Genomic DNA, 22,564 nt, shown 5'->3' on the forward strand with positions numbered 1-22,564 from the left:
AAAAAGATTTGTTTTTGTAAAAATCTATCTCAAAATTACCTAATTTTAACACCATAACCTATCGCTTTATGGAAGAATTAAAAACAGAATTTCCAGCCTTAAATGGTCAAACCTATTTAAATACGGCAAGTTCTGGCTTGTTATCTAAAACATTATTCAATTGGCGAAGGGAACATGAAAACGATTTACTAAATAATGGAGCAGATTTTTCCGTAAGAAAGCAAATTCCTGAAGATACAAGAGCAGCTGTTGCAAGATTTTTTAACGCACATATAGATGAGGTGGCATTGATCCCAAATGTATCTTTTGGGATTAATACTATTTTAGAAGGTTTGCCAAAAGGTCAAAAAGTTTTGATGCTTAAAGACGATTATCCTTCGTTGTTGTGGCCCATTGAAACTAGAGATTTCAATGTCTGTTATGCCTCCATTTCTGAAAACTTAGAAACTTCCATTGCAGAGGCTTTTAAAAAGCATCGTCCAGATATATTTGTATTTAGTGTAGTTCAATGGCTAAGCGGAGTAAAAATGGACTTAAAATTTCTGAAGGAATTAAAAACTCAATATCCAAATGTGCTATTTATGGCAGATGCTACCCAATATATGGGAACTGAAATATTCAACTTTCAAGATAGTGCAATTGATGTTTTTGGAGGAAGTGGTTATAAATGGATGCTTTCAGGATTTGGAAACGGACTTATGTTAATTAAAAAAAGCGCTCAAAAGCATATTTTTCCTCAAACCATTGGTTTCAATTCAGCCAAAACTTTTGATAGTTTAGCTACGGATACTTCTTTTGTAAAACATTTTGAACCAGGCCATCAAGACACTTTTAATTATGGAAGTCTTCAACAAGGGATTTTGCAAGCAGAGCACTATACAATGCAAGCAATTGAAACTAAAATTAAGGATATTTCGGCGTATGCCAAAGAACGATTTGTAGCTTTAAATTTGTTAGATAATACGACAAAAAACAGAAATGTACATTCGTCTATTTTTAATTTAAAATGCGACATGGTTGTCTTTAAAAATCTGATGTCTCAAAACATTATTTGCTCACCACGCGGTGGAGGTGTGCGCGTAAGTTTTCATTATTATAATAAGTTAGCTGATGTTGATAAATTAATCAACGTATTAGAATTGTAAATTTTTAAAAATTTGATGCTTTTCAAATTTATTTCAAAGTTTTATTATCTATATTAATTAAACCTTCAGTTTGTAAGTGTTTTACTAATTTATTGGATTTTTTATAACATTTTAAAATATTGAAAATCAATGTTTTGAGGTTGTTTTTCGTGTAAAATTATTCGAGTATATATACGTATTGTTTTAGTTATTGTTTGATATTAAATTGCATAATCAACTAACTAAATATTTAAACATATGTATACTTTACAAGTTACTAATAACTATATCTGGCCCATAACGGCCAGTGACAAAACAGTCATCCCTGCTAAGGGAGCTGTACATACCTTTAACTCTCAAGGAAACATTTTCCTCGAGGTCATGGGTATAGGATCGATTAGTTTTATTGATCTGGGGGATAAAAAAATTGAGGGATACCCTAATGTTAAAGAAACTTGGGGAGTTTTAGTGCGTACTCATGCTACAGAGGCTTATTATCGTTATGAAGGCGGAGGTGTGTTAAATACAGTATTTGATCTTTATGGTACGTGTACTTTAACTACTACAAACGGTACGCTTATTCCAATTTCTTTAGAAGAAATGATTATTACACCAACTGGATTACCAACAACTTAAACTAATTAATAAATATAACTATCATGGAAGGATATATAGCACAATTAATATTATTCGCAGGTAATTTTGCACCAAGAAACTGGGCTTTTTGTCATGGGCAACTTATTTCAATTTCACAAAATCAAGCACTTTTTTCTATAATAGGAACAATTTATGGCGGTGATGGAGTCTCAACATTTGCGTTACCAGACTTAAGAGGTCGCGTGCCATTAGGTTCAGGTGCAGGGCAGGGTTTGTCTAACACTATTACTGGTGGTCGAGGAGGTTTAGAAACAACTACATTGCTTCCAGCAAATATGCCTAATATTCCAGTTAAAGTAAGTTCTGGAAATGCAAGTCAAAGTGTTGCCTCTCCAAGTGTTTCAATAGCAACAACGGGTGTGTTAGATGGTAGGGATTTTACATCCTCTCTTGGTTTTAATACGTTAACCCCAGATGTTGAATTAAACTCAGGTACAGCAGGAGGAAGCTCTACTCCAGTAAATAATATGCAGCCATATTTAGGGGTTAATTATATTATTTGTTTAATAGGGATATATCCATCTAGATCTTAAAACTTGAATACATTATAATTGAATGGGTGTTTTTATTGAAATTGATGAATCACTTCTTTTGTCTATTGTGTTATTATGAAGTAGCATTATAAATTAAAATCTATAATTGTAAATTTTACATTATGAGTACAAAAAATACTTTACTACTACTCCTTCTAATTTTTGGGAGTTTGTTTTCAACTAAAGCACAGTTCACAGAAACTTTTGAAGCTCTTCCTGTTGGTGCGACAGTATTTACAAATGCAGGAAGAACTTTTACTACAACTGGTAACCCAAATTATAGCGTTGAGTTTTTTGACAATGCAGGAGCGGCAGATTCAGATTTTTTTCTATCTAATATAAATAATATTGGTGTTAATCAGACTAATGTTATTGCTCTTACCGGAGGAGGTACTGCTTTTACTATGAAATCTATGGAGATTTGGGTTAGCTCCAGAACAGATTTGGTAGTTCCTACTAATGATGGAACAATGACTTTTACTGGAAAATTAGGTGGTGTGACACAGTTTAGTTTCACAAAAACAACGGGTTATTTAACCACTAATACAGGCCCCCAAAATGGTTTCTTCTTAATGGACTTTGCGGCCTCAGGTAGCGGCGATTTTAGTAACATTAACATAGACCGTATAGAAGTGACTCAAAATGGACCTTTTATTTATAATTCAATAGATAACTTCGTTTTTGATGATCCTGCAGCTGCAGCAGATCCACCAGAAGTAAATAGTATTACAATTGTTGGGAATCCTCCAACAACAACTACTTCATTACAATTTTTAGTGAATTTTACAGAAAATGCGTTTAATGTTTCGTTAGATGATTTTTTATTAGATACAGTGGGTACTACAGGTGTGTTATCCTCAATTAGTGGATCGGGATCAATTTACACTGTAAATGTTACAAATATTACCGGTGAAGGAACAATGAGTTTAGATTTAAAAGCAAATACAAACATTGTAGATGCAGAGTCTAATGGCCCTCCCGAGGCATTTACAAATGGAGAGGTACAAATTATTTCAAGATGTTTTATTGAGACTTTTGAAGATACGACTGCTGGAGATATCAATTTTAATAGTAATGGTGTGTCCTTTACAACGGGTACTTCAAATTTTGATATAGAGTTTTTTAACAATGCTGGGGCAGATGATTCAGATTACTTTTTAAGTAATTTTAGTGATAAAGGTGTTAATAAAACGTATTCGATAACCACAACAGGTTCTGAGAACTTTCAAGTTGAGCAACTATCACTTTATCTTTCTTCACTTGCTGATGGATCACTTCCTACAAATGATGGAACAGTTTCTATAACTGGAAAATTAAATGGTATTCAACAATACGTAATTACAAAAAATAATGGTTTCCCAACTGCTTTGGGAGTAAATAATGGTTTCGTTCAATTTGATTTTGCAACAGCTGGTGCTGGCAACTACGCAATTATAAATATTGATGAATTAGAACTAAGTATAGGAGGTAGTTTTAGTTATATCGTAGCGGATAACTTTGAACATTGTGAAGAGTTAACTAACGCAAATCCACCAATTACGCAAAGTATTAGCTTAGTTGGTGATCCAGCGGCAAGTTCAACTAGTGTGAGTTATACGGTACTATTTAATGAAGATGCGTTTAATGTTTCAGTTGACGATTTTACACTAACAACAGATAATGTTTCGGCAACTATAGCTAGTGTGAGTGGTACAGGAAATGTATATACTGTATTAATTAATACAATTTCTGGAGAGGGCTCTTTAAGATTGGATTTACTCGCAGGAACTAATATTTCGGATGTAGATGGAAATTCGCCAGCTGATCCTTTTACGGAAGGTGAGGTGCATTTTGTATCTAGTTGTTTAATAGAATCTTTTGAATCACTTTCTGTAGGGGCGACAAGTTGGACCACAGGTGGAACTCCTCTTACAACAGGAACATCAAACTTTAGTGTAATTGAATTTTTGAATGCAGGAGCTGGGGGTTCGGATAGGTTTTTAGATAATGATTCAGATCAAGGACTAAATAAAGTATATACTGTAAGTATTACTAATACTGAAACAGTTAATGCTGGAGATGTAAAACTTTATCTGTCATCATTAACAGATGGGGAATTTCCAACTAATGATGGTACTATCACAATCCGAGGTATTCTTGATGGAGTAACAGTTTTTACTGTAAATAAAACATCAGGATTTCCCACAGTACTAGGCGTAGAACAAGGTTTTTTTAGCATTGATTTTACTTCTGAAGGTGGGGTTGACAATTCTGGTTTTGATATAGACGCTTTGCAATTTGAATTAGGGGGTAGTTTTAGTTATATAGGTTTAGATAACTTTAAAATATGTGGTGATCTAAATCCTCCTACAGCAATCTGTCAAGATATAATTGTACAGTTAGATGGAAATGGAAATACAAGTATAACTGCAGAGCAGGTTGATAATGGTAGTAGTGATGGAGAAGGAGGAGTTGCTTTATCATTAGATATTACAAATTTTGATTGTTCAAACATAGGTGCTAATACGGTTATTTTAACGATTACTGATGAAGCGGGAAATATTGATACTTGTACAGCAACAGTAACGGTAGCGGATAATGTGGCTCCTAATGCTATTTGCCAAGATGTTATGGCTTCGCTTGATGTTAATGGAGAGGCACTTGTTTCACCTTCTGCAATGAACAATGGTTCAACAGACGCCTGTAGCCTATATTTAGGGTTCGAAACTATTACTTTTAAAGCAGCAGCAGATATTTCAAATAGTGATGACCTATCAGGTGGTACAATTTACTATGTAAACAGTTCGAAATTAATAGTGCAAAATGCAGGTAATTATATATTTAATGCAACTAGTGAGAATACTTCAAGTGATGTAGTATTTATGCTTTTTGACCAAGAAGTACCAGCGAATTCTGGCTATTTTAGTAGTCGACCTGGTTATCTAGGGTTTATTAATTATTCTCAAGATGGAACATTTGTTAGTGGTGATGGAGTTGGTCTAGGAGGTAGCTTGCCGCTAGAAGCTTCAAAAGTGTATTACTTATTAACTTTTAATGCTTTTTCACAAACAGAAATTAATAGTACTGTAACTGTAAATAACCCTGTAATTACCACTGATGATAAAGTTTATAACTGTTCCAGTATTGGTGTTAATTCAGAAACATTATTTGCATTTGATTCAAGCGGTAATTTTGATACTTGCACAGCAAATGTAACAGTGGCTGGTACAGTTAGAGAATATTCAACCGGAGGTTGGGTAAATGGAGACTTACCAGACCTGAGTAGTAAAGTAATAATAAGTGCGGATTACAATTCGGCTATAGAAGGAAGTATTGAAGGGTGCGCTTGTACTATTGAAAACAATGCAACACTCACAATTAAAGAAGATACTTACTTAAGGACAGAAAGGAATATTTTTGTAAGTGCAGGAGCATCATTAATTGTGGAACATCGAGGTAGTGTCGTACAAGATAGAGATGATGCTATAGTTACTAATAATGGTACTGTGGAAGTTATGGTGACCTCTCCTTTATTAGATCCAAGAGTATTTATGGTATTAGGTAGTCCTGTTACAAACAATCGACCTGCAGTTGTTGAAAATACAGGGCCAATAGTAACTCGTGAATTTTTCAGAATACTAAAACATTCAACTGCTGATTTCACACCTAATGCAGATGTGCAAGCACTATTTATGGATGGGACAAATTTTGTAGATGAAGAAGGAGATGATTTTACACCATTAGTTGGAGTGATGAACCCTGGCGAAGGATATTATTCCATGCCACAACCGTCATTACTAGTTGGTGGTGAACAATATGATATGTTATTTAAACAAACAGGTGTGGAAGGAACTTTAAATACAGGAACGTTGACCTATTCTTTAGGATACAATGGAGATAAAAACTCAAGTCCTAATTTATTAGCAAATCCTTACCCTTCTGCAATTTCGGCAATGCAATTTATTTTAGCTAATGATGCTGTTGACGAGGTGTATTTTTGGGAGCATAGAACAACGCCAAACGCAACTTTCCCAGGATGGAATGATGTTAACTTTGATATGGGAGATATTTCCACCTTTAATAGTATGGGGTTAAATGTTTCGGCTAACGGCACTGGCTCAACAGCTGGGACTATTCCTAATGATTTTCCAATAAGTACTGCGCAAGGCTTTGGAGTTAAAAATAACGGAGCGGTAACTGGAACAGGTCAAACAGCAACGTTTACTAATACGATGCGTTTAACCGATAACAATACTACTCTTAGAACACCAGAATTTAATAAAGATAGAATCTGGTTAAAAGTTGAAAATAGTGAATTTCAATTACAGAGTACTACTTTAGTGGGTTTTGTAGAAGATGGAACTCCAGGCTTTGAAGCTAAATATGATAGTCCTCGAGTTGGTACTCCTGTTTCAATTTACTCTCATATTATCGATGGAAGTGAGCAATTAGTAATCCAAGGTCGTGAAAGTTTTACTGAAGAGAAACAAGTGAGTATTGGTTTTTCTTCACAAATAGATCAAGTAAATACAGCGTATATAATTTCAGTAGAAAATCTCGAGGGAAATTTAATTGAGCAAGCAACAGTTTATTTGAAGGATACTTTTTTAAATACGGTGCATAATATTTCAGAAACACCATATCACTTTGTTAGCTCAATAGGAACTTTTAATAATAGGTTTGTATTGCAATTTATGGATGAGAGTGTTTTAAATATTCCAGAAATAGCATTGTCTATTGTACAGCTATATCCTAATCCAACTGAAGGAATTGTAACTATTAATTCACCACAATCTTTAATAACAAGTATTAAGGTGACGGATATCTTAGGTAGAGTTGTACAGCTTAGAGAAGCTATAAACGCTAATGCCACAACGATTGATATAAGTGAAAAAGCTAATGCAGTTTACTTTGTTGAAATCCATACTGAAGCAGGAAAAATAACCAAACGACTCATAAAAGACAACTAAGAGCCGAGCTATAAGTTTAAAATAGGTAATTAAAAAAACCTCTAAAATTTAATTTTAGAGGTTTTTTGTTTAAAAATAAAGTGATTAAATTGGGGTTGACCTAATGAGCTTATTAAAGTTATTGCAGAGTCATTGATAGAATGTGATTCTGTTATATTTGCGTAAGGTTAAATAACGAGAATGTAGTACACATATATAACATTATTGAAATTTATGAAAATACTTGTTACTGGAGGTTTAGGATTTATTGGTTCGCACGTTGTTGTAGAGTTGCAACAAAAAGGATACGATGTTGTAGTTATCGATAATTTGTCTAATTCTTCAATCGATGTTCTAAGTGGAATCGAAAAAATTACAGGAACTAAACCTGAGTTTGAACAATTAGATTTGAGAGAAAAATCAGCTGTAGCTAGTTTCTTTAAAAAGTATCAAGATATTACGGGAGTGATTCATTTTGCAGCTTCAAAAGCTGTGGGAGAAAGTGTGAAAAATCCTTTATTGTACTATGAAAACAATTTAAACGCACTTATTTATATTCTACAACAATTACAAGAAAAGAAACAAGCTCAGTTTATTTTCAGTTCATCTTGTACTGTTTACGGTCAAGCCGAAATATTACCAATTACAGAAAATGCGCCAGTGCAAAAAGCATTATCTCCTTACGGAAACACAAAACAAGTAGGTGAAGAAATTATCATAGACACTTGCAATGTTGCAAAAGGTTTGGATGCAATTGCCTTAAGGTATTTTAATCCCATAGGAGCACACGAGTCAGCTGAAATAGGGGAGTTGCCATTAGGTACACCACAAAATTTAGTGCCATATATTACTCAAACCGCTTTAGGTTTACGTGATGAACTTTCTGTTTTTGGAGACGATTATGAAACAGATGATGGTACTGCTGTTAGAGATTATATTCACGTAGTAGATTTAGCTAAAGCGCATGTATTAGCACTACAACGACTACTAGAACATAAAAACAAAAGTGCTTTCGAATTTTTTAATATTGGAACCGGAACTGGCTCTTCCGTATTAGAAGTGGTGAAAGCTTTTGAGAAAGTGAGTAAAAAGCCTTTAAACTATAAAATTGTACCACGCCGTGATGGTGATGTTACCGCAGCGTTTGCAGATACCAAAAAAGCAAATGATGTTCTGGGCTGGAAATCGCAATATACTTTAGAACAAGCATTAGCTTCAGCCTGGAAATGGGAACAGAAAATTAGAGCTTAATAGAGGTGTAAAAATATTGCAACTTCGCTATAAACTTACTTTTAAGCATATAAAAAACTATCTATGGATTACTTTTTAATTATTACAGTACTAGTTTTTTTAGCAGCTGCCTTTGGGTACGTAAACGTTAGGTTTTTAAAACTACCCAATACTATTGGGCTAATGCTGATTACCATTGTATTCACTTTTGCGGTGTTTGCATTAAGTTATTTTGATGATTCACTACTAAATGCTGAACGGTATATAATTACCCAAATTGATTTTAAAAAAGTATTGTTAGACATCATGTTAAGTTTCCTGCTCTTTGCAGGAGCTTTACACACTAACTTCGAAGAACTCAAAGTACAACGCTGGCCAGTATTGTTGTTCTCTACCGTTGGGGTATTGGTTTCTACATTTTTAGTAGGAATCGCGATGTTTTTTATACTTCAGCTTTTAAGTTTTGAGATTGACTTTATTTATTGCTTGCTTTTTGGAGCATTAATCTCACCAACTGATCCTATTGCGGTTTTAGGGATTTTAAAAAAAGCAGGAGTGCCTAAAAAGCTAGAAGCTAAAATTGTAGGAGAGTCATTATTTAATGATGGAGTAGGAGTAGTGGTGTTCTTAACTATTTTCCAAATCGCACAATTAGATGAAGGCGGTACCATTAATCCCTTAGATGTTGTAGTCCTTTTTTCTCAAGAAGTTTTAGGAGGAATTTTCCTTGGGTTTATTTTAGGATATATTACGTACAGACTTTTAAAATCAATTGATGACTATGATATTGAAGTAATTATCACCTTGGCAACTGTAATGGTAGGTACTGCTATTGCTCAAAAGTTTCACCTTTCGGCACCATTGGCGATGGTGACCGCTGGGCTATTTGTTGGAAATGATATAATACGTCAACGTTCAATGTCACACACAACAGAAACCTACGTAGATAAATTTTGGGAACTTATTGATATACTACTTAACACCATACTTTTTGTCCTTATTGGAATGGAAATTCTGGTGTTAACGTTTGAACAAAACTATATAATAGCTGGACTTTTAGCTATACCAATAATTTTAGCATGTCGTTATATTTCCCTTTTACTGCCTATCAGTTTATTTCAAAAGAAGCTCGATTTTGTGCCTAAAACCAATTTAATAATGACTTGGGGAGGACTTCGAGGAGGGATTTCCATTGCACTTGCACTTGGACTTACCGAAACAATGGAACGTGATCTTTTTGTAGTAATCACCTACATAGTTGTAGTATTCTCCATACTAGTACAAGGACTAACGGTAGACAATCTTGTTAGAAGAGTACGCTCTAAACATATGATGGAGCTAGAGGAAGTAGACAATACCCACTAGCATATTTTAGCCGAAATTTTAAGGGTTTTAATAGTTGATAAGGCATTAAAATTTCGGCTGAACACCTCTGTCGTTTATGAGTTATGTAGCGTATTGATACTTTAATAAAATGGTAGTTTTTTAAATGTATTAAGTAACTATCTTTGCATCATGACAGAAACTCCACACAAAGCTGGCTTTGTAAACATAATAGGAAACCCAAATGTAGGGAAAAGCACACTTATGAATGCATTTGTAGGTGAGCGATTATCTATTATTACTTCTAAGGCGCAAACTACACGACACAGGATTTTAGGTATTGTAAATGGTGACGATTTTCAAGTATTACTTAGTGATACTCCTGGAATTATTAAGCCTGCATACCAATTGCAAGAAAGCATGATGGACTTTGTAAAATCGGCTTTTGAAGATGCAGATGTCCTATTGTACATTGTAGAATTAGGAGAAAAAGAACTAAAAGACGAAGCTTTTTTCGAGAAGATTAAAAGTAGTAAAACACCTGTTTTATTATTAATCAACAAGATTGATAAAGGTAATGAAGAGCTTTTAGGGGAAGCATTAGAACTGTGGAAAGAAAAAGTGCCTAATGCCGAAATTTTCGCAATTTCAGCATTACAGAATTTTGGTGTTACTGAAGTTTTTAAACGTATTATTGAATTACTTCCTGCATCACCAGCATTCTACCCAAAAGACCAATTAACAGATAAGCCTGAACGTTTTTTCGTAAACGAAACTATTCGCGAAAAAATATTAATGCACTACAAAAAAGAAATTCCTTATTCAGTTGAAATTGAAACGGAAGATTTTTTCGAAGACGAAGATATTATTAGAATTCGTGCCGTGATTATGGTAGAGCGTGATTCTCAAAAAGGAATTATTATTGGCCATAAAGGTTCAGCATTAAAACGTGTAGGTGTAGAGTCTAGAAAAGATTTAGAAAAGTTTTTTGGTAAACAAATTCACTTAGAAACCTACGTAAAAGTTAATAAGGACTGGAGAAGTAACACAAGACAATTACGCCGTTTTGGTTATAACAATCAATAATTAATGGGGCTTTATTTTCTGCTTTTTGCCGCAATTGTTGTTTTTGCAATTCTTGCTTTTAAGAAAATGCGCGGCAAAACCGTTCAAATGTTTCCTACAAATTGGGAAGCTGCCTTAGAGCGAAGAGTGTTGTTTTACCAACAGTTAGCCCCTTCTGAAAAAGCAATATTCAAAAGTAGAATGATGCGTTTTCTTGCTGAAGTTTCAATCGAAGGTGTAAAAACTGAAATCACAGATGAAGACAGAATGTTGCTCGCTGCAAGTGCGGTAATTCCTGTTTTTGGTTTTGGCGATTGGCATTACAATAACTTAAGTGGAATCCTCATTTATCCAAATAGTTTTAATGAAGACTTACAGTTTGATTCCAATAATGACGGACGTGTAATTTCTGGAATGGTAGGTAATGGTCAGTTTGAAAAACAGATGATACTTTCACAACACGCATTGCACCAAGCCTTTTCTAATAAAACTGATAAGCATAATACACCAGTACACGAGTTTGTACATTTACTAGATAAAATGGATGGCCAGACAGATGGAATTCCAGAGCAATTGTTAAAACAAGAATATATTTTACCGTGGATTAATTTAATGCACGAGGAAATGGAGGCTATTAATAATGATGAAAGTGACATCCGAAAGTACGGTGGAACTAAACAAGCCGAATTTTTTGCAGTGGTAAGTGAGTACTTTTTTGAACGTCCAGACCTTTTTAAACGTAAACATCCTGCAATTTATAAGATGTTAGTACAATGTTTTCAGCAGGATCCAGCTGCTAGAAAATAGTTGAAAATAAGCAGTTTATTATCACTTCGGTGGTAGTCTGTAAGTCGCTGATAAAGAGCTTCTTTTAAAATTTTGTAATTGCCAATCTAATTTGTACTTAGCTGTTAAATTAGTGGTTATCTTTGCACCCAATAAAATTTCAGAATTTATGAGTATTGTTGCTATCGTAGGACGCCCTAATGTAGGGAAGTCTACTTTTTTTAATAGATTGATTCAACGCCGTGAGGCGATTGTAGATGCAGTGAGTGGAGTTACTCGTGACCGTCATTACGGTAAGAGTGATTGGAACGGAAAGGAATTCTCCCTTATTGATACAGGAGGATATGTAAAAGGAAGCGAAGATGTATTTGAAGCTGAAATTGACCGTCAAGTAGAACTTGCTATCGATGAAGCAGATGCTATCATCTTTATGGTTGAGGTTGAAAGCGGTGTTACAGGAATGGATGAAGATGTGGCTAAGTTGCTTAGAAAAAGTAGTAAACCTGTTTTCCTTGCTGTAAACAAAGTCGATAATGGTCAACGTGAAAAAGACGCTGTGGAATTCTATTCATTAGGTTTTGAGCGTTACTATACTATTTCGAGTATCAACGGAAGTGGAAGTGGAGATCTTTTAGATGATATTGTTGCCTCATTGCCAGATATGGATGATGAAGGAACAGAAGATGCAGCAGAAAAATTACCGCGTTTTGCAGTTGTTGGTCGCCCTAATGCAGGAAAGTCATCATTTATCAATGCCTTAATTGGTGAAGATCGCTATATCGTTACAGATATCGCTGGTACAACTAGAGATAGTATTGATACCACATACAATCGTTTTGGATTTGAATTTAACCTTGTAGATACTGCAGGTATTCGTAAAAAACGTAAAGTAAAAGAAGATCTTGAGTTTTATTCAGTAATGCGAAGTGTTCGTGCTATTGAGCATTGTGATGTTATTATATTAGTATTTGACGCATCGAGAGGTTTTGATGGGCAAGTTCAGAATATATTTTGGCTAGCACATAGAAACAATAAAGGTGTGGTAATCCTTGCTAACAAATGGGATTTAATTGAAGGAAAAGACAATCAAACGACTAACGAGTTTGAAAAGTACATTAGAAAACAGTGCGAACCTTTTACTGATGTGCCTATTGTGTTTATGTCTGTGTTAAATAAACAGCGTATTTATAAAGCAATTGAAACTGCAGTTGAGGTTTACAAAAACCGAACTAAACGAATTAAAACAAGTGAGTTAAATGAGACCATGCTAGATATCATAGCAGCAACTCAACCACCACAGCACAAAGGGAAGTATATTAAAATTAAATACGTAACACAGTTGCCAACTGAGTGGCCAGCTTTTGCATTTTTTGCAAACTTACCACAGTATATAAAGGAACCTTATAAACGTTTTCTTGAAAATAAACTCCGTCAAAAATATGACTTTAAAGGAGTTCCGGTAACCGTTTTTATTAGAAAGAAATAACGATTTCCATACTTCGGAAATTTTAAGTTTTTTATTAATTGAGCTTATTAAAAATCAAATGGCAACAGCTGATTTTTAATGAGCTTTTTTTATGGGTAATTGGGAGTCCTTGCGAGTCTATGTGAGTTAATAAGTGTTATTTACTGTGAACTTGTTTGTTTTAGAATACTAGGTTTTATAATTTCGAGTTATACAATAAACTAACAAATGAAAAACGTACTACTAACTGGCTTTTTATTTCTCACAACCATTCTCACAGCTCAAGAATTCACTATCAAAGGAACACTAACTGACGCCGAAAGCGGTATTCCGCTTGAGTCTGCAACCGTATTTGCAGAACGCCCTCAGGATTCCACCTTAGTAACCTACACCATAAGTGATCAAAATGGAGTTTTTGAACTTATAGGCGATTACTCTAAAAAGGAAATCAATGTAAACGTAAGTTACATAGGCTATAAAGATTATTTGCAAAAAGTAAACCTTGAAGAAAAGCTTAATGTGGACCTTGGGATAATTCCGCTTGAAGAAGTTTCTGAAAGGCTAGACGGAATCGTTGTAAAAGCATACCGTGCACCTGTTACTATTAAAAAAGATACTTTAGAGTTTAATGTTGCTTCCTTTAAAACTAAAAAAGACGCAACCATTGAAGAGCTTCTAAAAGAACTCCCAGGTGTTGAAGTTGATGCAGAAGGTAAAATTAAAGTAAACGGTAAAGAGGTTAACAAAATACTCGTAAACGGAAAACCGTTTTTTGGCGATGACCCAACCATTGCAACTCGAAACTTAACAAAAGAAATTGTTGAGAAAATACAAGTAGTAGATACTAAAACTGATGCCGAAGCATTTACAGGAGAAGCTGGAGATTCTGAAAACAAAACCATCAATATTACCATAGACGAAGAAAAGAACAAAGGAATCTTTGGTCGTGTTGCCGCAGGTGGTGGTACTGATGAACGATTTGAATATGCTGGACTCGTAAACTATTTTGATAACGATGTTAGAATTAGTGTACTTGGTGGAGGTAATAATACCAACTCGCCAGGGTTTAGTTTTGGGGAACTTAATAAAATGTTTGGTGGCGCTCGTTATATCAATATCAGTGATAATGGCGCATTAAATTATGGCGGCCGACAGTTTGGAGGTGGTCAAGGTATTACCAACTCTAGAGTAGGCGGGGCCAATTATGCAGATGATTGGGGAAAGGAAACTGAAATTACAGCCGATTATTTTTACGCTGCTTCAAACTCATACAATGATGTAATTAGAAACAGAGAAAATATATTACCTGAAAACCGATTTTTCTCTAACAGTGTTTCGGGGACAACCTCTAATACAGACAGCCATAGTGTAAATGCTAATTTAAAAACCGAAATAGACTCCACATTTCAAATTAGCTTTAGACCGAAGTTTAGTTATAGCGAAGGAAAAAACAATTATAACAACGACGAAGCAACCACAACAATTGATGGCGAATTAACAAACCAATCGACACAAAACCAAATTACAACAAATCAAAATCGAGTTTTTGAAAACAATTTAGAACTTACTAAACGTTACGGTGCTAAAGGTGCATATGTTAGATTGAGTGTTCGAAATGAAATGAACGATGATGTAAGCGATGAGTTTAATTTAAGTACTACCGAAATTTTTGGCGATACTCCCGAAACTATAAACAGAAACCAACGAACAGACGGAAACCAAGAGTCTAATCAATACACGGTTACGGCTAAATGGCGAATTCCTTTAATTGAAGATAAGCTATTTATAGAGCCAGAATACCGTTATAGAACTAGTACTCGTAACGATGAGCAAAGCGTTTTTGATTTTGATGAAACCAGCCAGCAATACACAAGCTTCAATTTAGATCAAAGTACAGATTTTGAAAACGTTGATAATAGCTCTAGACCAGAATTGGGAGTAACGTACAGAAATAAAAAATCGAATATTTCAGCAAGTGCTGGATATGTGATTAGAACATTAAAAAGTGACGATGCCTTGCGCGATATACAGTTTGAGAACGATTTTAACGCAATCGAATTAGGAATTAGAGCAAGACATCGTTTTAGTGATAAAATGAGTATGTACACAGGATATAACCTGCGTAACAATGCGCCATCAGTTGGGCAGCTGTCTCCGTATGTAAATGTGTCTAACCCATTAAATATTAGAACAGGTAATCCAGACTTAAAACCATCTAATAGTCATACAATTTATGGAGGTTTTAATAATTACGATTTTCAAACAAGAACCGGAATTTACAGCCATATTAATGGAGGTTGGTATAATGATCAAGTAGTTTCTAAAACTACAACAGATGAAAATTTTGTTAGAACTACAACTTACACTAATGTAGATGGTGAATATAATTTATATGCAAACGTTGGGTACAATGCACAGAAAAAAGTAGATAGTATTCGTACAATCAACTACAACCTTGGGATGAATATAAATGCAGATCGCTCCGTTAACTTCAATAACGATATTCAATACGCAAGTAGAACCATTTCCTACGGGCCAGAAATAGGGGTGAGATACACTTGGGACGATTTGTTTGAAATACGCCCATCGTATTCCTTTACGTATAGTAAAAACACTTTTAACCTCCCATTGTTTGAAGAGCAAAACTACCGAAACCACAACGTGCGTTTACGTACTTCATTAACGTTGCCAAAACCTCTAGAATGGAGTAATGACATCGCGTATAATTACAACCCAGATGTCGCCGAAGGCTTCCAGCAATCGTCTGTTTTCTGGAATAGCAGCTTGGCATATTCTATTATGAAGGACACTGCGGTAATTACGTTAAAAGCCTATGATTTACTCGGTCAAAACACGAACGCAGCGCGTACCTCTACGCAGGATTATATTCAGGATTTACAAAGTACTGTGTTAGAACGCTATTTTATGTTGAGCTTTAGTTATAAGTTTAATACCCTTGGGAAGAAAGGCGAAACGGGAGATGACAACTTTTGGTTTGACTAAAAGCGCTTGATGTTCTTCGGAAATTTTAATGAAATATGACAAAATTTCAGAATTGAATATTTCTTATAAATGACAAAACCCAAAAATTAAGTTTGGTATTTTTTTTGTTGCCCTAGTATTGAAATCAAAAGCGATTTCAAATTTGAAATATTGTTTAATTTAAAATTTTGTAATTATGAGCAATTTAGTAACTGTTCCTAAAAACGGAACTTTAGCAAACACCAATTCAAAAACTAGTGCAACATCAAGAACACCTAATTTGGCAACTTGGTTAGACGACTTTTTTGACAGAGATCTATCCTCTGTTTTTACATCAAACTTTAATACCGGAATCACACTTCCTAAAGTGAACATTAAGGAAACGGCAGACGACTACATCGTCGAAATGGCAGTGCCAGGTTTAAAGAAATCTGATATTAAAATTGATGTAGACAATCAATTATTAGCAATCTCATCTGAAGCAAAGGAAGAGAAGGAAACAACCCAAGACAACTACACGCGTAGAGAGTTTGGTTATTCTTCATTTAAACGAACATTTACACTTCCCGAAACTGTAGATGACGATAAAATTAATGCGAAATACGTTGATGGTATTCTAAACATTGTACTGCCCAAAAAAGAAGAGGCAAAGCAAAGGCCATCGCGATCAATTTCAATTTCATAACACACGAGGCTAGTTGCAGCAAGATGCTGCTAGTTATAAAGTTTAAAACTAAAGGAGGTTGAGCCATTCAGCCTCCTTTAACTACCTATGTTAAGATGTTTATGTATCTGAAATTTTAAAAAAGCTATTGTTATGCCACGAAAATTTAAACCTGGAGATTGGGTTAAATTAAAAGGAAAAACTATTAGCCCAAAAATGGAAATACTTAAATACACCACTGTACGAGATCCTATTTTTAGAATAAAAAAACACGATTCGTATGTGGAATGTGTTTGGTATGTAAACGGAGAACGTAAAAGTAAAATTTACCATCAAAACAAATTAATTAAACTGATTGAAACTGGAGGATTGTATCGAGTTTAAGGCTGAGCTTTGTACTGCTCTGGTTGTAATAATTAAACATTAGTACTATGAAAAAGTATGTATTATACACCTTAATAGCGCTAGGCGCAATTAGTTGTAATGGTCAAAAAGCAGATCAATTAGCCCAAAATAAAAACGATAATACCCTTATTAAAAAGGCCGAGCAACCCGAAGGCACTTGGAAAGTAGATAAGGAGTTTGATGAGCACGGTAACTTAGTAAAATACGATAGTATTTATAGCTGGTCCTCGTCAACAAATATGGATGCGTTGAACCCGCAAAACAGAGATAGCTTAATGGAACAATTAAAGGCAAGATTTTACACTAACTTTTCTATGTTTGAAGACCAAGGATTCAAGCCTATTTTCTCGCAGGACTCGCTCTTTAATAATCGTTTTTTTAATGATGACTTTTTTGACAGTAATTTTGGCGAAGATTTTATGAACCTTGACAAGATGAGACAGCAAATGCTAGAACGCCAAAAGCAGTTTCTAGAAAAATACCAGTCGCAATTTACAAAACCAGAAGAGGAACAACAGCCGCCAGTAAAAGATACTACGCTCCAAGAGTTTTAAGCAATTAAAAAAGCCCTGTCTCATTAAAGAGATGGGGCTTTTTCCTAGGGAGTAACGTGTGGGTTTGTGGTTGTTTTATACCTTGTTGGCTTTAGTTTTATTAGTTTTCTGCAAATTTTATTAATGGTTTTATATTTCCATTGTCAGCTTCTCTTAATGCTTTGATATACTCTTTTCTTGTTTCATTTGCTCTAGCCATATTTGATTTGTGCCAGCTGAAAATTTCTTTTCCGAAAATAGATTCAATAATTATATCAGCCATCAATCTTGAGTGTCTACCATTTCCATTTGGAAAGCAGTGAATTGCTACAATTCTATGTTTAAATCTAATAGCAATTTCATTAGGAGGATACGTTTTGTTTTCTAACCAATATTTAGTGTCATCAATTAAACTTTTCAGTTCTATTCCTATTTTAGTCCATTTTATTCCAATATTTTTATCAGTCTTTCTAAATTCGCCAGCCCACTTCCAAACATCGCTGTACATTTTTTTGTGTACATCTTTAATAAACTTTTCAGTCAATATTTTTTCAGGTTTTAAAGTAGCTCGAATAGTCCATTCTACAGCTTTTTCAATATTTAACTGTTCAAATTCATCGAGTTCTTGTTGCGTTGTTATTGATTTTATTTTTAGACCTTCTTTTTCGTTTTCATCTAAAGGTGTTTGGCCATCTATGTATTTTAAATCTAATCCCATAATGACTTTCTCATTTCCCTTTTTATTTCATTAGCCAAGTCATTTATTGAATGTTCAATTTTATTTTCACTGATTCCTTGGTCCTCTAATTTCATATTTTGATTGGTCCTTAATACAATTTTTCGGGCTAGTTTTTCAGCTTTTAAGTTGATTAGGTTTTCGATGGTCCCATCAGTAGGTATAAAACCATAAATAAATTTCATATTCAAAGCATTGCCAACATCTTTTAGCTTGTTGATGGTTATCTGTCCTGTAGCTTCGCGTTCTTCAATTTTTTGAATAGCACCTTTAGTTAAGTCAAGTTTGGTCCCTAATTGGTGCCTTGTCATATTAAGAGTGGTTCTAATGGTATTTACCCATCCTTTTTGTGGTACCAAGACCATTCCTGCGTCTTTAAAATGAGCCAGTTTTTGGTCTAATTGTTCTATGAGTAGTTTTTTCTTGTTTCTCATGTGTCAGAAATTTATACATATAAGTATGTAATTTAAAGTAAAAGTATACAAATATGTATAAAAATCACAACAAAAGAATACATATATGTATTCTTTTGTTCTCTATCAACGATTTGTGTTTAACTAAGAACCTCTTTTTCTACCGAAATTTTAAGCAATTAAAAAAGCCCTGTCTCATTAAAGAGATGGGGCTTTTTCCTAGGGAGTAAAGTGTGGGTTTGTAATATTTAAGTTATTATTTTTTCTTCATAAGATAGTGGTAAACATTTTGATTGTTAACTGAAAAAGCATAAGCTTGTACAAAATCATAGCCATTTGAACTCATGAAGTTTAATGCGTCTATCATCGAATTAAACTTAACTAATTTACCTTCAATATCTTTCACTTGAGTTTCCTTACCAGAACCAAAAAATTTGGTGTCTTGACCGAAATCAATTTCTATTGTAACTTTTTTACTCATCATTCTAGAAGTACCTACAATCCGAAGATATTCAACATCAATCTCTTCAATAGGTATGTCATTTACTGTTTGTGAATATGCCGTAAAACAACAAGTAAAAAATAATAATAGCATAATTTCTTTCTTCATAATAGTGTTTTTGATTTAATATATAACTCATTTAATTCCTTCACCACCGCATCCAAAACAGATACCACTCAGATGGTAGTGGAATTCACGTAAATAGCCTGTCCCATAACATCTATCACAAGGTATGGTATTAGTTGAATAGTATTTTTTACTAGTTTTATATATTGGTATTGTTTCTTTTTGATGTGTAATTACGTGACACTTAGAACATAAAGTTATTAGTGCATCGTCATCATATTGCCAAGGATAATTATTTTTAATATAGTACTTGTGATGCACATGAAGTATTACAATATGTTGACTGTCTTCTAGTATTTTTGGAGTTGTGAATTTTGGGTAATTCCCTACCGCTTTCAAATATTGTTTTCCAAAATCAGAGTTTTCAAAATCTAATTTTGATTGCTGAATATGTATAATTTTTTCATCAGCATTCATTTCTCTATAATTACCCTGGCATTGACTAGGTCTTTGTTCTTTTTTACAAGATTGACACTTGTAATCATCACGTTCGAGAATAATTTCTCTTTTGTCTCTCCATTGAATAGTTGATAATAATTCAGAATAATAAATCAGCCTATTGTTTTCTTTTAAGTCATTTATGTCTATATACTTTACTGTCATTTTATTATAATTATCTTCATAATATTAACGGGTTAAAGTAAAAACACTAGATTTAGTTTAAAGGGCTAATTTTTATAAGTAGTTTTTACTATTTCAATTTTAAAAATTTGGTGTTCTTCATAAATACACTCGAACATCTCGAAAAACCCGTAATAGCTATGTTTTATATACATTGTTTGGTGCATACCTTTTACTATCTCAATTGTATAACTACCGAGTCTTTAGACATATTAAACTTCTCCATTATTCTTGAAATTCTCAGTATACATCTGGATGCAGAGATGTTAATGTGAATAAACAACATTTCATCATCCAGATCTTTCTCTTTATCCCACACTTTTCCATCGAATGATTTATATCTATTTGAATGATTGAAATTCGAATCGATTATATCTTTTAGGACACCCCACTTAAGAATTGTCTCTTCTCTACTAAATAAATCAAGTTGATTTTCTAAAATAGATTCAAAATCAAATTCCGGGTTGTTTTTAAGATGTTTTAGAAATTTTATAAGAACGTCCTGCCAAGACTTAACCTTTATAACTTTATCATCCATTTGCAATTCTTGAGGTTTATTTCCTTCTGCCATTTCTCCAGCATCCGATTCTAAAGGTGAGAAAGTTGATTTTTCAACAATTTGAGTATTCCAATTTGATGATTCTCTCATTTCAACTGGCAACGGAAATGTCTCTAGTAACTATTTAATCATATTTGCTTGGTGCTCAATGATACTTTCCTGATTCCAAATATCTCGCTTGATAATATCTAATCTATAATTTAGTGAAGAGGTTTGGAGTTTTGATTTCTTCTCTTGGAATGACTTGTTTCCGATTTCACTGTTGAATTCTGTAAGAATAAGATTACCAATGTTGTGTAAATATGTTTGATGTATTTCCTCAAAATTGTCACCCAAGTCTGCTTTCCAATTATCTTCTAATTTTTGAGGCATTAAATGTTCTATCGTAACTTTTTTGTTACGAAAATCTACTGCAACTTTCGTGTTGTTTTCTTCAATTTTACCTAGAATTAACTTGGAGTATTTGTTTAATCCTTTGTAAAAATTCATCGATTTTAAACTCAAACTTAATTCAACATCATTAGGTATTCTAAGTCGATAGATCATATTGGTCAAAAGTTGAATCATCGAAATTTTTCCACCAGCAATTTCAAATATTCTCTTGCTTATTGTTACAATATTTTTGTTCTCCCCTTGGGTAAGACCTAAAATTCTTCGTCTAATTAGATAAGTTCTTATAGATTTCAGTGCTGTTATTAAAGACTCATCACTCAAGCTTAGCCCATTAACTTCATATTGGTGATATTCTAACAATCCTAAAACAAGTGGCTTAAATGCTTCAGATTTTATATCGTGAAAGATTATTCGAAGCAATTCCTTAATTTCTTTATCATTACTGCTATCACGTGAAATTATGTCGTTAACAACTTCAGTTATTATCCATTTATAACATTTGACATATCTAACAATATCGTCTATGAAATGATTATGTTTCTCAAAGCCTTCATCGACAAAGTCTTTGAACTGCTGATATAGTTCTTTTGTATTATTATCACTAACAACTTTTAAAGATGTTGCTTTTTTATATTGCAGGTAATCCCTGAAGAATTTAGAAGAATTGTTATCAAAGACTTCTTCAATTTTAGGGTGCCATACTTTTTCGTAAATGTGAGATTGACTTTCACTATCCATTTTTAGAAGTACAAAGTTTCTTACTAAGTCAGATAGAGATAAGGGTTTACCTAAAGAATTTAAAGTCTCAAATATGATTTGTGGATCTTCCCCCTTGAACGGTCTTTCATCTAGAAATATCACAGCAACATTCATTCTTTGAATTGCTATTATATAATCTTTAAACTCAACTTCTGGGTTTAACATCTTTTTCTCACGTATGAACTTTTTAAATAGTTCGTATGCAATTCTTATTACTCCAGGATTTGGTTCTAAACCATTAACTAGTGCTTTATATGAATCCCAGTCTTTTGTGACTTGCTTAAGCTTGATTTTGTCTTGAAATGTTGAAGAGTTATTAGTTAAATAATTCTGGTTAATAAACTCAACTTTATCACTATCTGTCTCAGTGTCACGCAGAGCTATTAGGAAAATTAGTGTAGTTGTTAATCTTTGTTGACCATCTACTATTACAGATTTGTTAGCAAACCCTGCTTTCTCTTCCTTTATTACAAGAGTGCCAAAAAAGTGTTCAAGCTTGTCCTGTTGCTTAGAGTCTAACTCGGAGTCAATGATTCTGGTCACATCACTGAAGTATCTTTCAATTTCTGGTTTCCCCCAAGCATAAGCTCTTTGAAACGGTGGTATGAAAAAGGAAGTAGCATTTTTTGCTAAGACGTCATTTATTGAGTGGCTTTCGGTTTTCATTTATTTTAATTTTTCCTATATGTTTTAGTTGCAGATAACGGTTTTGTATATGAAAATTAGCGAGTTTTATGCACTAACTTTTCGTTTTGACATA

General features: G+C 33.7%; 19 protein-coding genes. 13 read left to right on the forward strand and 6 right to left on the reverse strand.

What is annotated here, in order from left to right:
• Positions 1-68 precede the first annotated feature (68 nt).
• The 13 genes from GBH57_RS13590 (at position 69) to GBH57_RS13650 (ending at position 17,716) form a co-directional block, all read left to right on the forward strand.
• On the forward strand, positions 69-1,145 hold the full coding sequence (locus GBH57_RS13590) for an aminotransferase class V-fold PLP-dependent enzyme (RefSeq protein ID WP_151675045.1): 1,077 nt from the start codon (positions 69-71) through the stop codon (positions 1,143-1,145).
• Between the two features lie 360 nt (positions 1,146-1,505).
• Positions 1,506-1,760, forward strand: coding sequence for a hypothetical protein (locus tag GBH57_RS13595; RefSeq protein WP_151675046.1), 255 nt, complete (start codon positions 1,506-1,508; stop codon positions 1,758-1,760).
• A 23-nt stretch (positions 1,761-1,783) separates the two neighbouring features.
• The gene (locus GBH57_RS13600) at positions 1,784-2,314 is read left to right on the forward strand and encodes a phage tail protein (protein ID WP_151675047.1); all 531 of its coding nucleotides are present in this window, start codon (positions 1,784-1,786) and stop codon (positions 2,312-2,314) included.
• A 122-nt stretch (positions 2,315-2,436) separates the two neighbouring features.
• On the forward strand, positions 2,437-7,263 hold the full coding sequence (locus tag GBH57_RS13605; protein ID WP_151675048.1) for a T9SS type A sorting domain-containing protein: 4,827 nt from the start codon (positions 2,437-2,439) through the stop codon (positions 7,261-7,263).
• A gap of 213 nt (positions 7,264-7,476) precedes the next feature.
• Positions 7,477-8,493 (forward strand): UDP-glucose 4-epimerase GalE, encoded by a 1,017-nt coding sequence (galE, locus tag GBH57_RS13610; protein ID WP_151675049.1) that lies wholly within the window; start codon positions 7,477-7,479, stop codon positions 8,491-8,493.
• 63 nt (positions 8,494-8,556) lie between these two features.
• Positions 8,557-9,837 (forward strand): cation:proton antiporter, encoded by a 1,281-nt coding sequence (locus GBH57_RS13615; RefSeq protein WP_151675050.1) that lies wholly within the window; start codon positions 8,557-8,559, stop codon positions 9,835-9,837.
• 150 nt (positions 9,838-9,987) lie between these two features.
• Entirely contained in the window at positions 9,988-10,881 is an 894-nt protein-coding gene (gene era, locus GBH57_RS13620) for a GTPase Era (protein ID WP_151675051.1), read from the forward strand.
• 3 nt (positions 10,882-10,884) lie between these two features.
• Positions 10,885-11,667, forward strand: a complete 783-nt coding sequence (locus tag GBH57_RS13625) for a M90 family metallopeptidase (protein WP_151675052.1) — start codon at positions 10,885-10,887, stop codon at positions 11,665-11,667.
• 148 nt (positions 11,668-11,815) lie between these two features.
• Positions 11,816-13,132, forward strand: a complete 1,317-nt coding sequence (gene der / locus GBH57_RS13630; protein WP_151675053.1) for a ribosome biogenesis GTPase Der — start codon at positions 11,816-11,818, stop codon at positions 13,130-13,132.
• Positions 13,133-13,339: 207 nt separating this feature from the next.
• The gene (locus GBH57_RS13635; RefSeq protein ID WP_151675054.1) at positions 13,340-16,114 is read left to right on the forward strand and encodes an outer membrane beta-barrel protein; all 2,775 of its coding nucleotides are present in this window, start codon (positions 13,340-13,342) and stop codon (positions 16,112-16,114) included.
• Between the two features lie 175 nt (positions 16,115-16,289).
• The gene (locus GBH57_RS13640) at positions 16,290-16,778 is read left to right on the forward strand and encodes an Hsp20/alpha crystallin family protein (RefSeq protein ID WP_151675055.1); all 489 of its coding nucleotides are present in this window, start codon (positions 16,290-16,292) and stop codon (positions 16,776-16,778) included.
• 132 nt (positions 16,779-16,910) lie between these two features.
• Positions 16,911-17,141 carry a YodC family protein gene (locus GBH57_RS13645; protein ID WP_151675056.1) on the forward strand — a complete coding sequence of 77 codons (231 nt, stop codon included), beginning with the start codon at positions 16,911-16,913 and terminating at the stop codon, positions 17,139-17,141.
• 47 nt (positions 17,142-17,188) lie between these two features.
• On the forward strand, positions 17,189-17,716 hold the full coding sequence (locus GBH57_RS13650) for a hypothetical protein (protein ID WP_235904720.1): 528 nt from the start codon (positions 17,189-17,191) through the stop codon (positions 17,714-17,716).
• A 100-nt stretch (positions 17,717-17,816) separates the two neighbouring features.
• On the opposite strand, the gene GBH57_RS13655 is transcribed toward GBH57_RS13650, so the two are convergent.
• From GBH57_RS13655 to GBH57_RS13680, 6 genes are all read right to left on the reverse strand, one after another.
• Positions 17,817-18,413: a mobile mystery protein B gene (locus GBH57_RS13655; RefSeq protein WP_151675057.1), complete on the reverse strand. Its 597-nt coding sequence runs from the start codon at positions 18,411-18,413 to the stop codon at positions 17,817-17,819.
• Positions 18,404-18,865 carry a mobile mystery protein A gene (locus GBH57_RS13660; RefSeq protein WP_151675058.1) on the reverse strand — a complete coding sequence of 154 codons (462 nt, stop codon included), beginning with the start codon at positions 18,863-18,865 and terminating at the stop codon, positions 18,404-18,406. Before GBH57_RS13660 ends, GBH57_RS13655 begins: the two co-directional genes overlap by 10 nt.
• A gap of 235 nt (positions 18,866-19,100) precedes the next feature.
• A complete protein-coding gene (locus GBH57_RS13665) occupies positions 19,101-19,439 on the reverse strand; it encodes a hypothetical protein (RefSeq protein WP_151675059.1) in 339 nt (112 codons plus the stop codon).
• A 42-nt stretch (positions 19,440-19,481) separates the two neighbouring features.
• The gene (locus GBH57_RS13670; protein WP_151675060.1) at positions 19,482-20,075 is read right to left on the reverse strand and encodes a hypothetical protein; all 594 of its coding nucleotides are present in this window, start codon (positions 20,073-20,075) and stop codon (positions 19,482-19,484) included.
• 193 nt (positions 20,076-20,268) lie between these two features.
• Positions 20,269-20,742 (reverse strand): hypothetical protein, encoded by a 474-nt coding sequence (locus GBH57_RS13675; RefSeq protein ID WP_151675061.1) that lies wholly within the window; start codon positions 20,740-20,742, stop codon positions 20,269-20,271.
• Between the two features lie 30 nt (positions 20,743-20,772).
• Positions 20,773-22,470, reverse strand: a complete 1,698-nt coding sequence (locus GBH57_RS13680; protein WP_151675062.1) for a DUF262 domain-containing protein — start codon at positions 22,468-22,470, stop codon at positions 20,773-20,775.
• Positions 22,471-22,564 lie beyond the last annotated feature (94 nt).

Source organism: Patiriisocius marinus (genome assembly GCF_008974325.1).
In the GTDB taxonomy this organism is placed as follows: Bacteria; Bacteroidota; Bacteroidia; order Flavobacteriales; family Flavobacteriaceae; genus Patiriisocius; species Patiriisocius marinus.

Excerpts from the sequence above, each read along its gene's own strand:
- galE (WP_151675049.1), top strand. The coding sequence starts at position 7,477 with ATGAAAATACTTGTTACTGGAGGTTTAGGATTTATTGGTTCGCACGTT.
- GBH57_RS13635 (WP_151675054.1), top strand. The coding sequence starts at position 13,340 with ATGAAAAACGTACTACTAACTGGCTTTTTATTTCTCACAACCATTCTC.
- era (WP_151675051.1), top strand. The coding sequence starts at position 9,988 with ATGACAGAAACTCCACACAAAGCTGGCTTTGTAAACATAATAGGAAAC.
- GBH57_RS13600 (WP_151675047.1), top strand. The coding sequence starts at position 1,784 with ATGGAAGGATATATAGCACAATTAATATTATTCGCAGGTAATTTTGCA.
- der (WP_151675053.1), top strand. The coding sequence starts at position 11,816 with ATGAGTATTGTTGCTATCGTAGGACGCCCTAATGTAGGGAAGTCTACT.
- GBH57_RS13665 (WP_151675059.1), bottom strand. The coding sequence starts at position 19,439 with ATGCTATTATTATTTTTTACTTGTTGTTTTACGGCATATTCACAAACA.
- GBH57_RS13590 (WP_151675045.1), top strand. The coding sequence starts at position 69 with ATGGAAGAATTAAAAACAGAATTTCCAGCCTTAAATGGTCAAACCTAT.
- GBH57_RS13650 (WP_235904720.1), top strand. The coding sequence starts at position 17,189 with ATGAAAAAGTATGTATTATACACCTTAATAGCGCTAGGCGCAATTAGT.
- GBH57_RS13605 (WP_151675048.1), top strand. The coding sequence starts at position 2,437 with ATGAGTACAAAAAATACTTTACTACTACTCCTTCTAATTTTTGGGAGT.
- GBH57_RS13660 (WP_151675058.1), bottom strand. The coding sequence starts at position 18,865 with ATGAGAAACAAGAAAAAACTACTCATAGAACAATTAGACCAAAAACTG.
- GBH57_RS13675 (WP_151675061.1), bottom strand. The coding sequence starts at position 20,742 with ATGAGAGAATCATCAAATTGGAATACTCAAATTGTTGAAAAATCAACT.
- GBH57_RS13625 (WP_151675052.1), top strand. The coding sequence starts at position 10,885 with ATGGGGCTTTATTTTCTGCTTTTTGCCGCAATTGTTGTTTTTGCAATT.
- GBH57_RS13655 (WP_151675057.1), bottom strand. The coding sequence starts at position 18,413 with ATGGGATTAGATTTAAAATACATAGATGGCCAAACACCTTTAGATGAA.
- GBH57_RS13680 (WP_151675062.1), bottom strand. The coding sequence starts at position 22,470 with ATGAAAACCGAAAGCCACTCAATAAATGACGTCTTAGCAAAAAATGCT.
- GBH57_RS13595 (WP_151675046.1), top strand. The coding sequence starts at position 1,506 with ATGGGTATAGGATCGATTAGTTTTATTGATCTGGGGGATAAAAAAATT.
- GBH57_RS13640 (WP_151675055.1), top strand. The coding sequence starts at position 16,290 with ATGAGCAATTTAGTAACTGTTCCTAAAAACGGAACTTTAGCAAACACC.
- GBH57_RS13615 (WP_151675050.1), top strand. The coding sequence starts at position 8,557 with ATGGATTACTTTTTAATTATTACAGTACTAGTTTTTTTAGCAGCTGCC.
- GBH57_RS13645 (WP_151675056.1), top strand. The coding sequence starts at position 16,911 with ATGCCACGAAAATTTAAACCTGGAGATTGGGTTAAATTAAAAGGAAAA.
- GBH57_RS13670 (WP_151675060.1), bottom strand. The coding sequence starts at position 20,075 with ATGACAGTAAAGTATATAGACATAAATGACTTAAAAGAAAACAATAGG.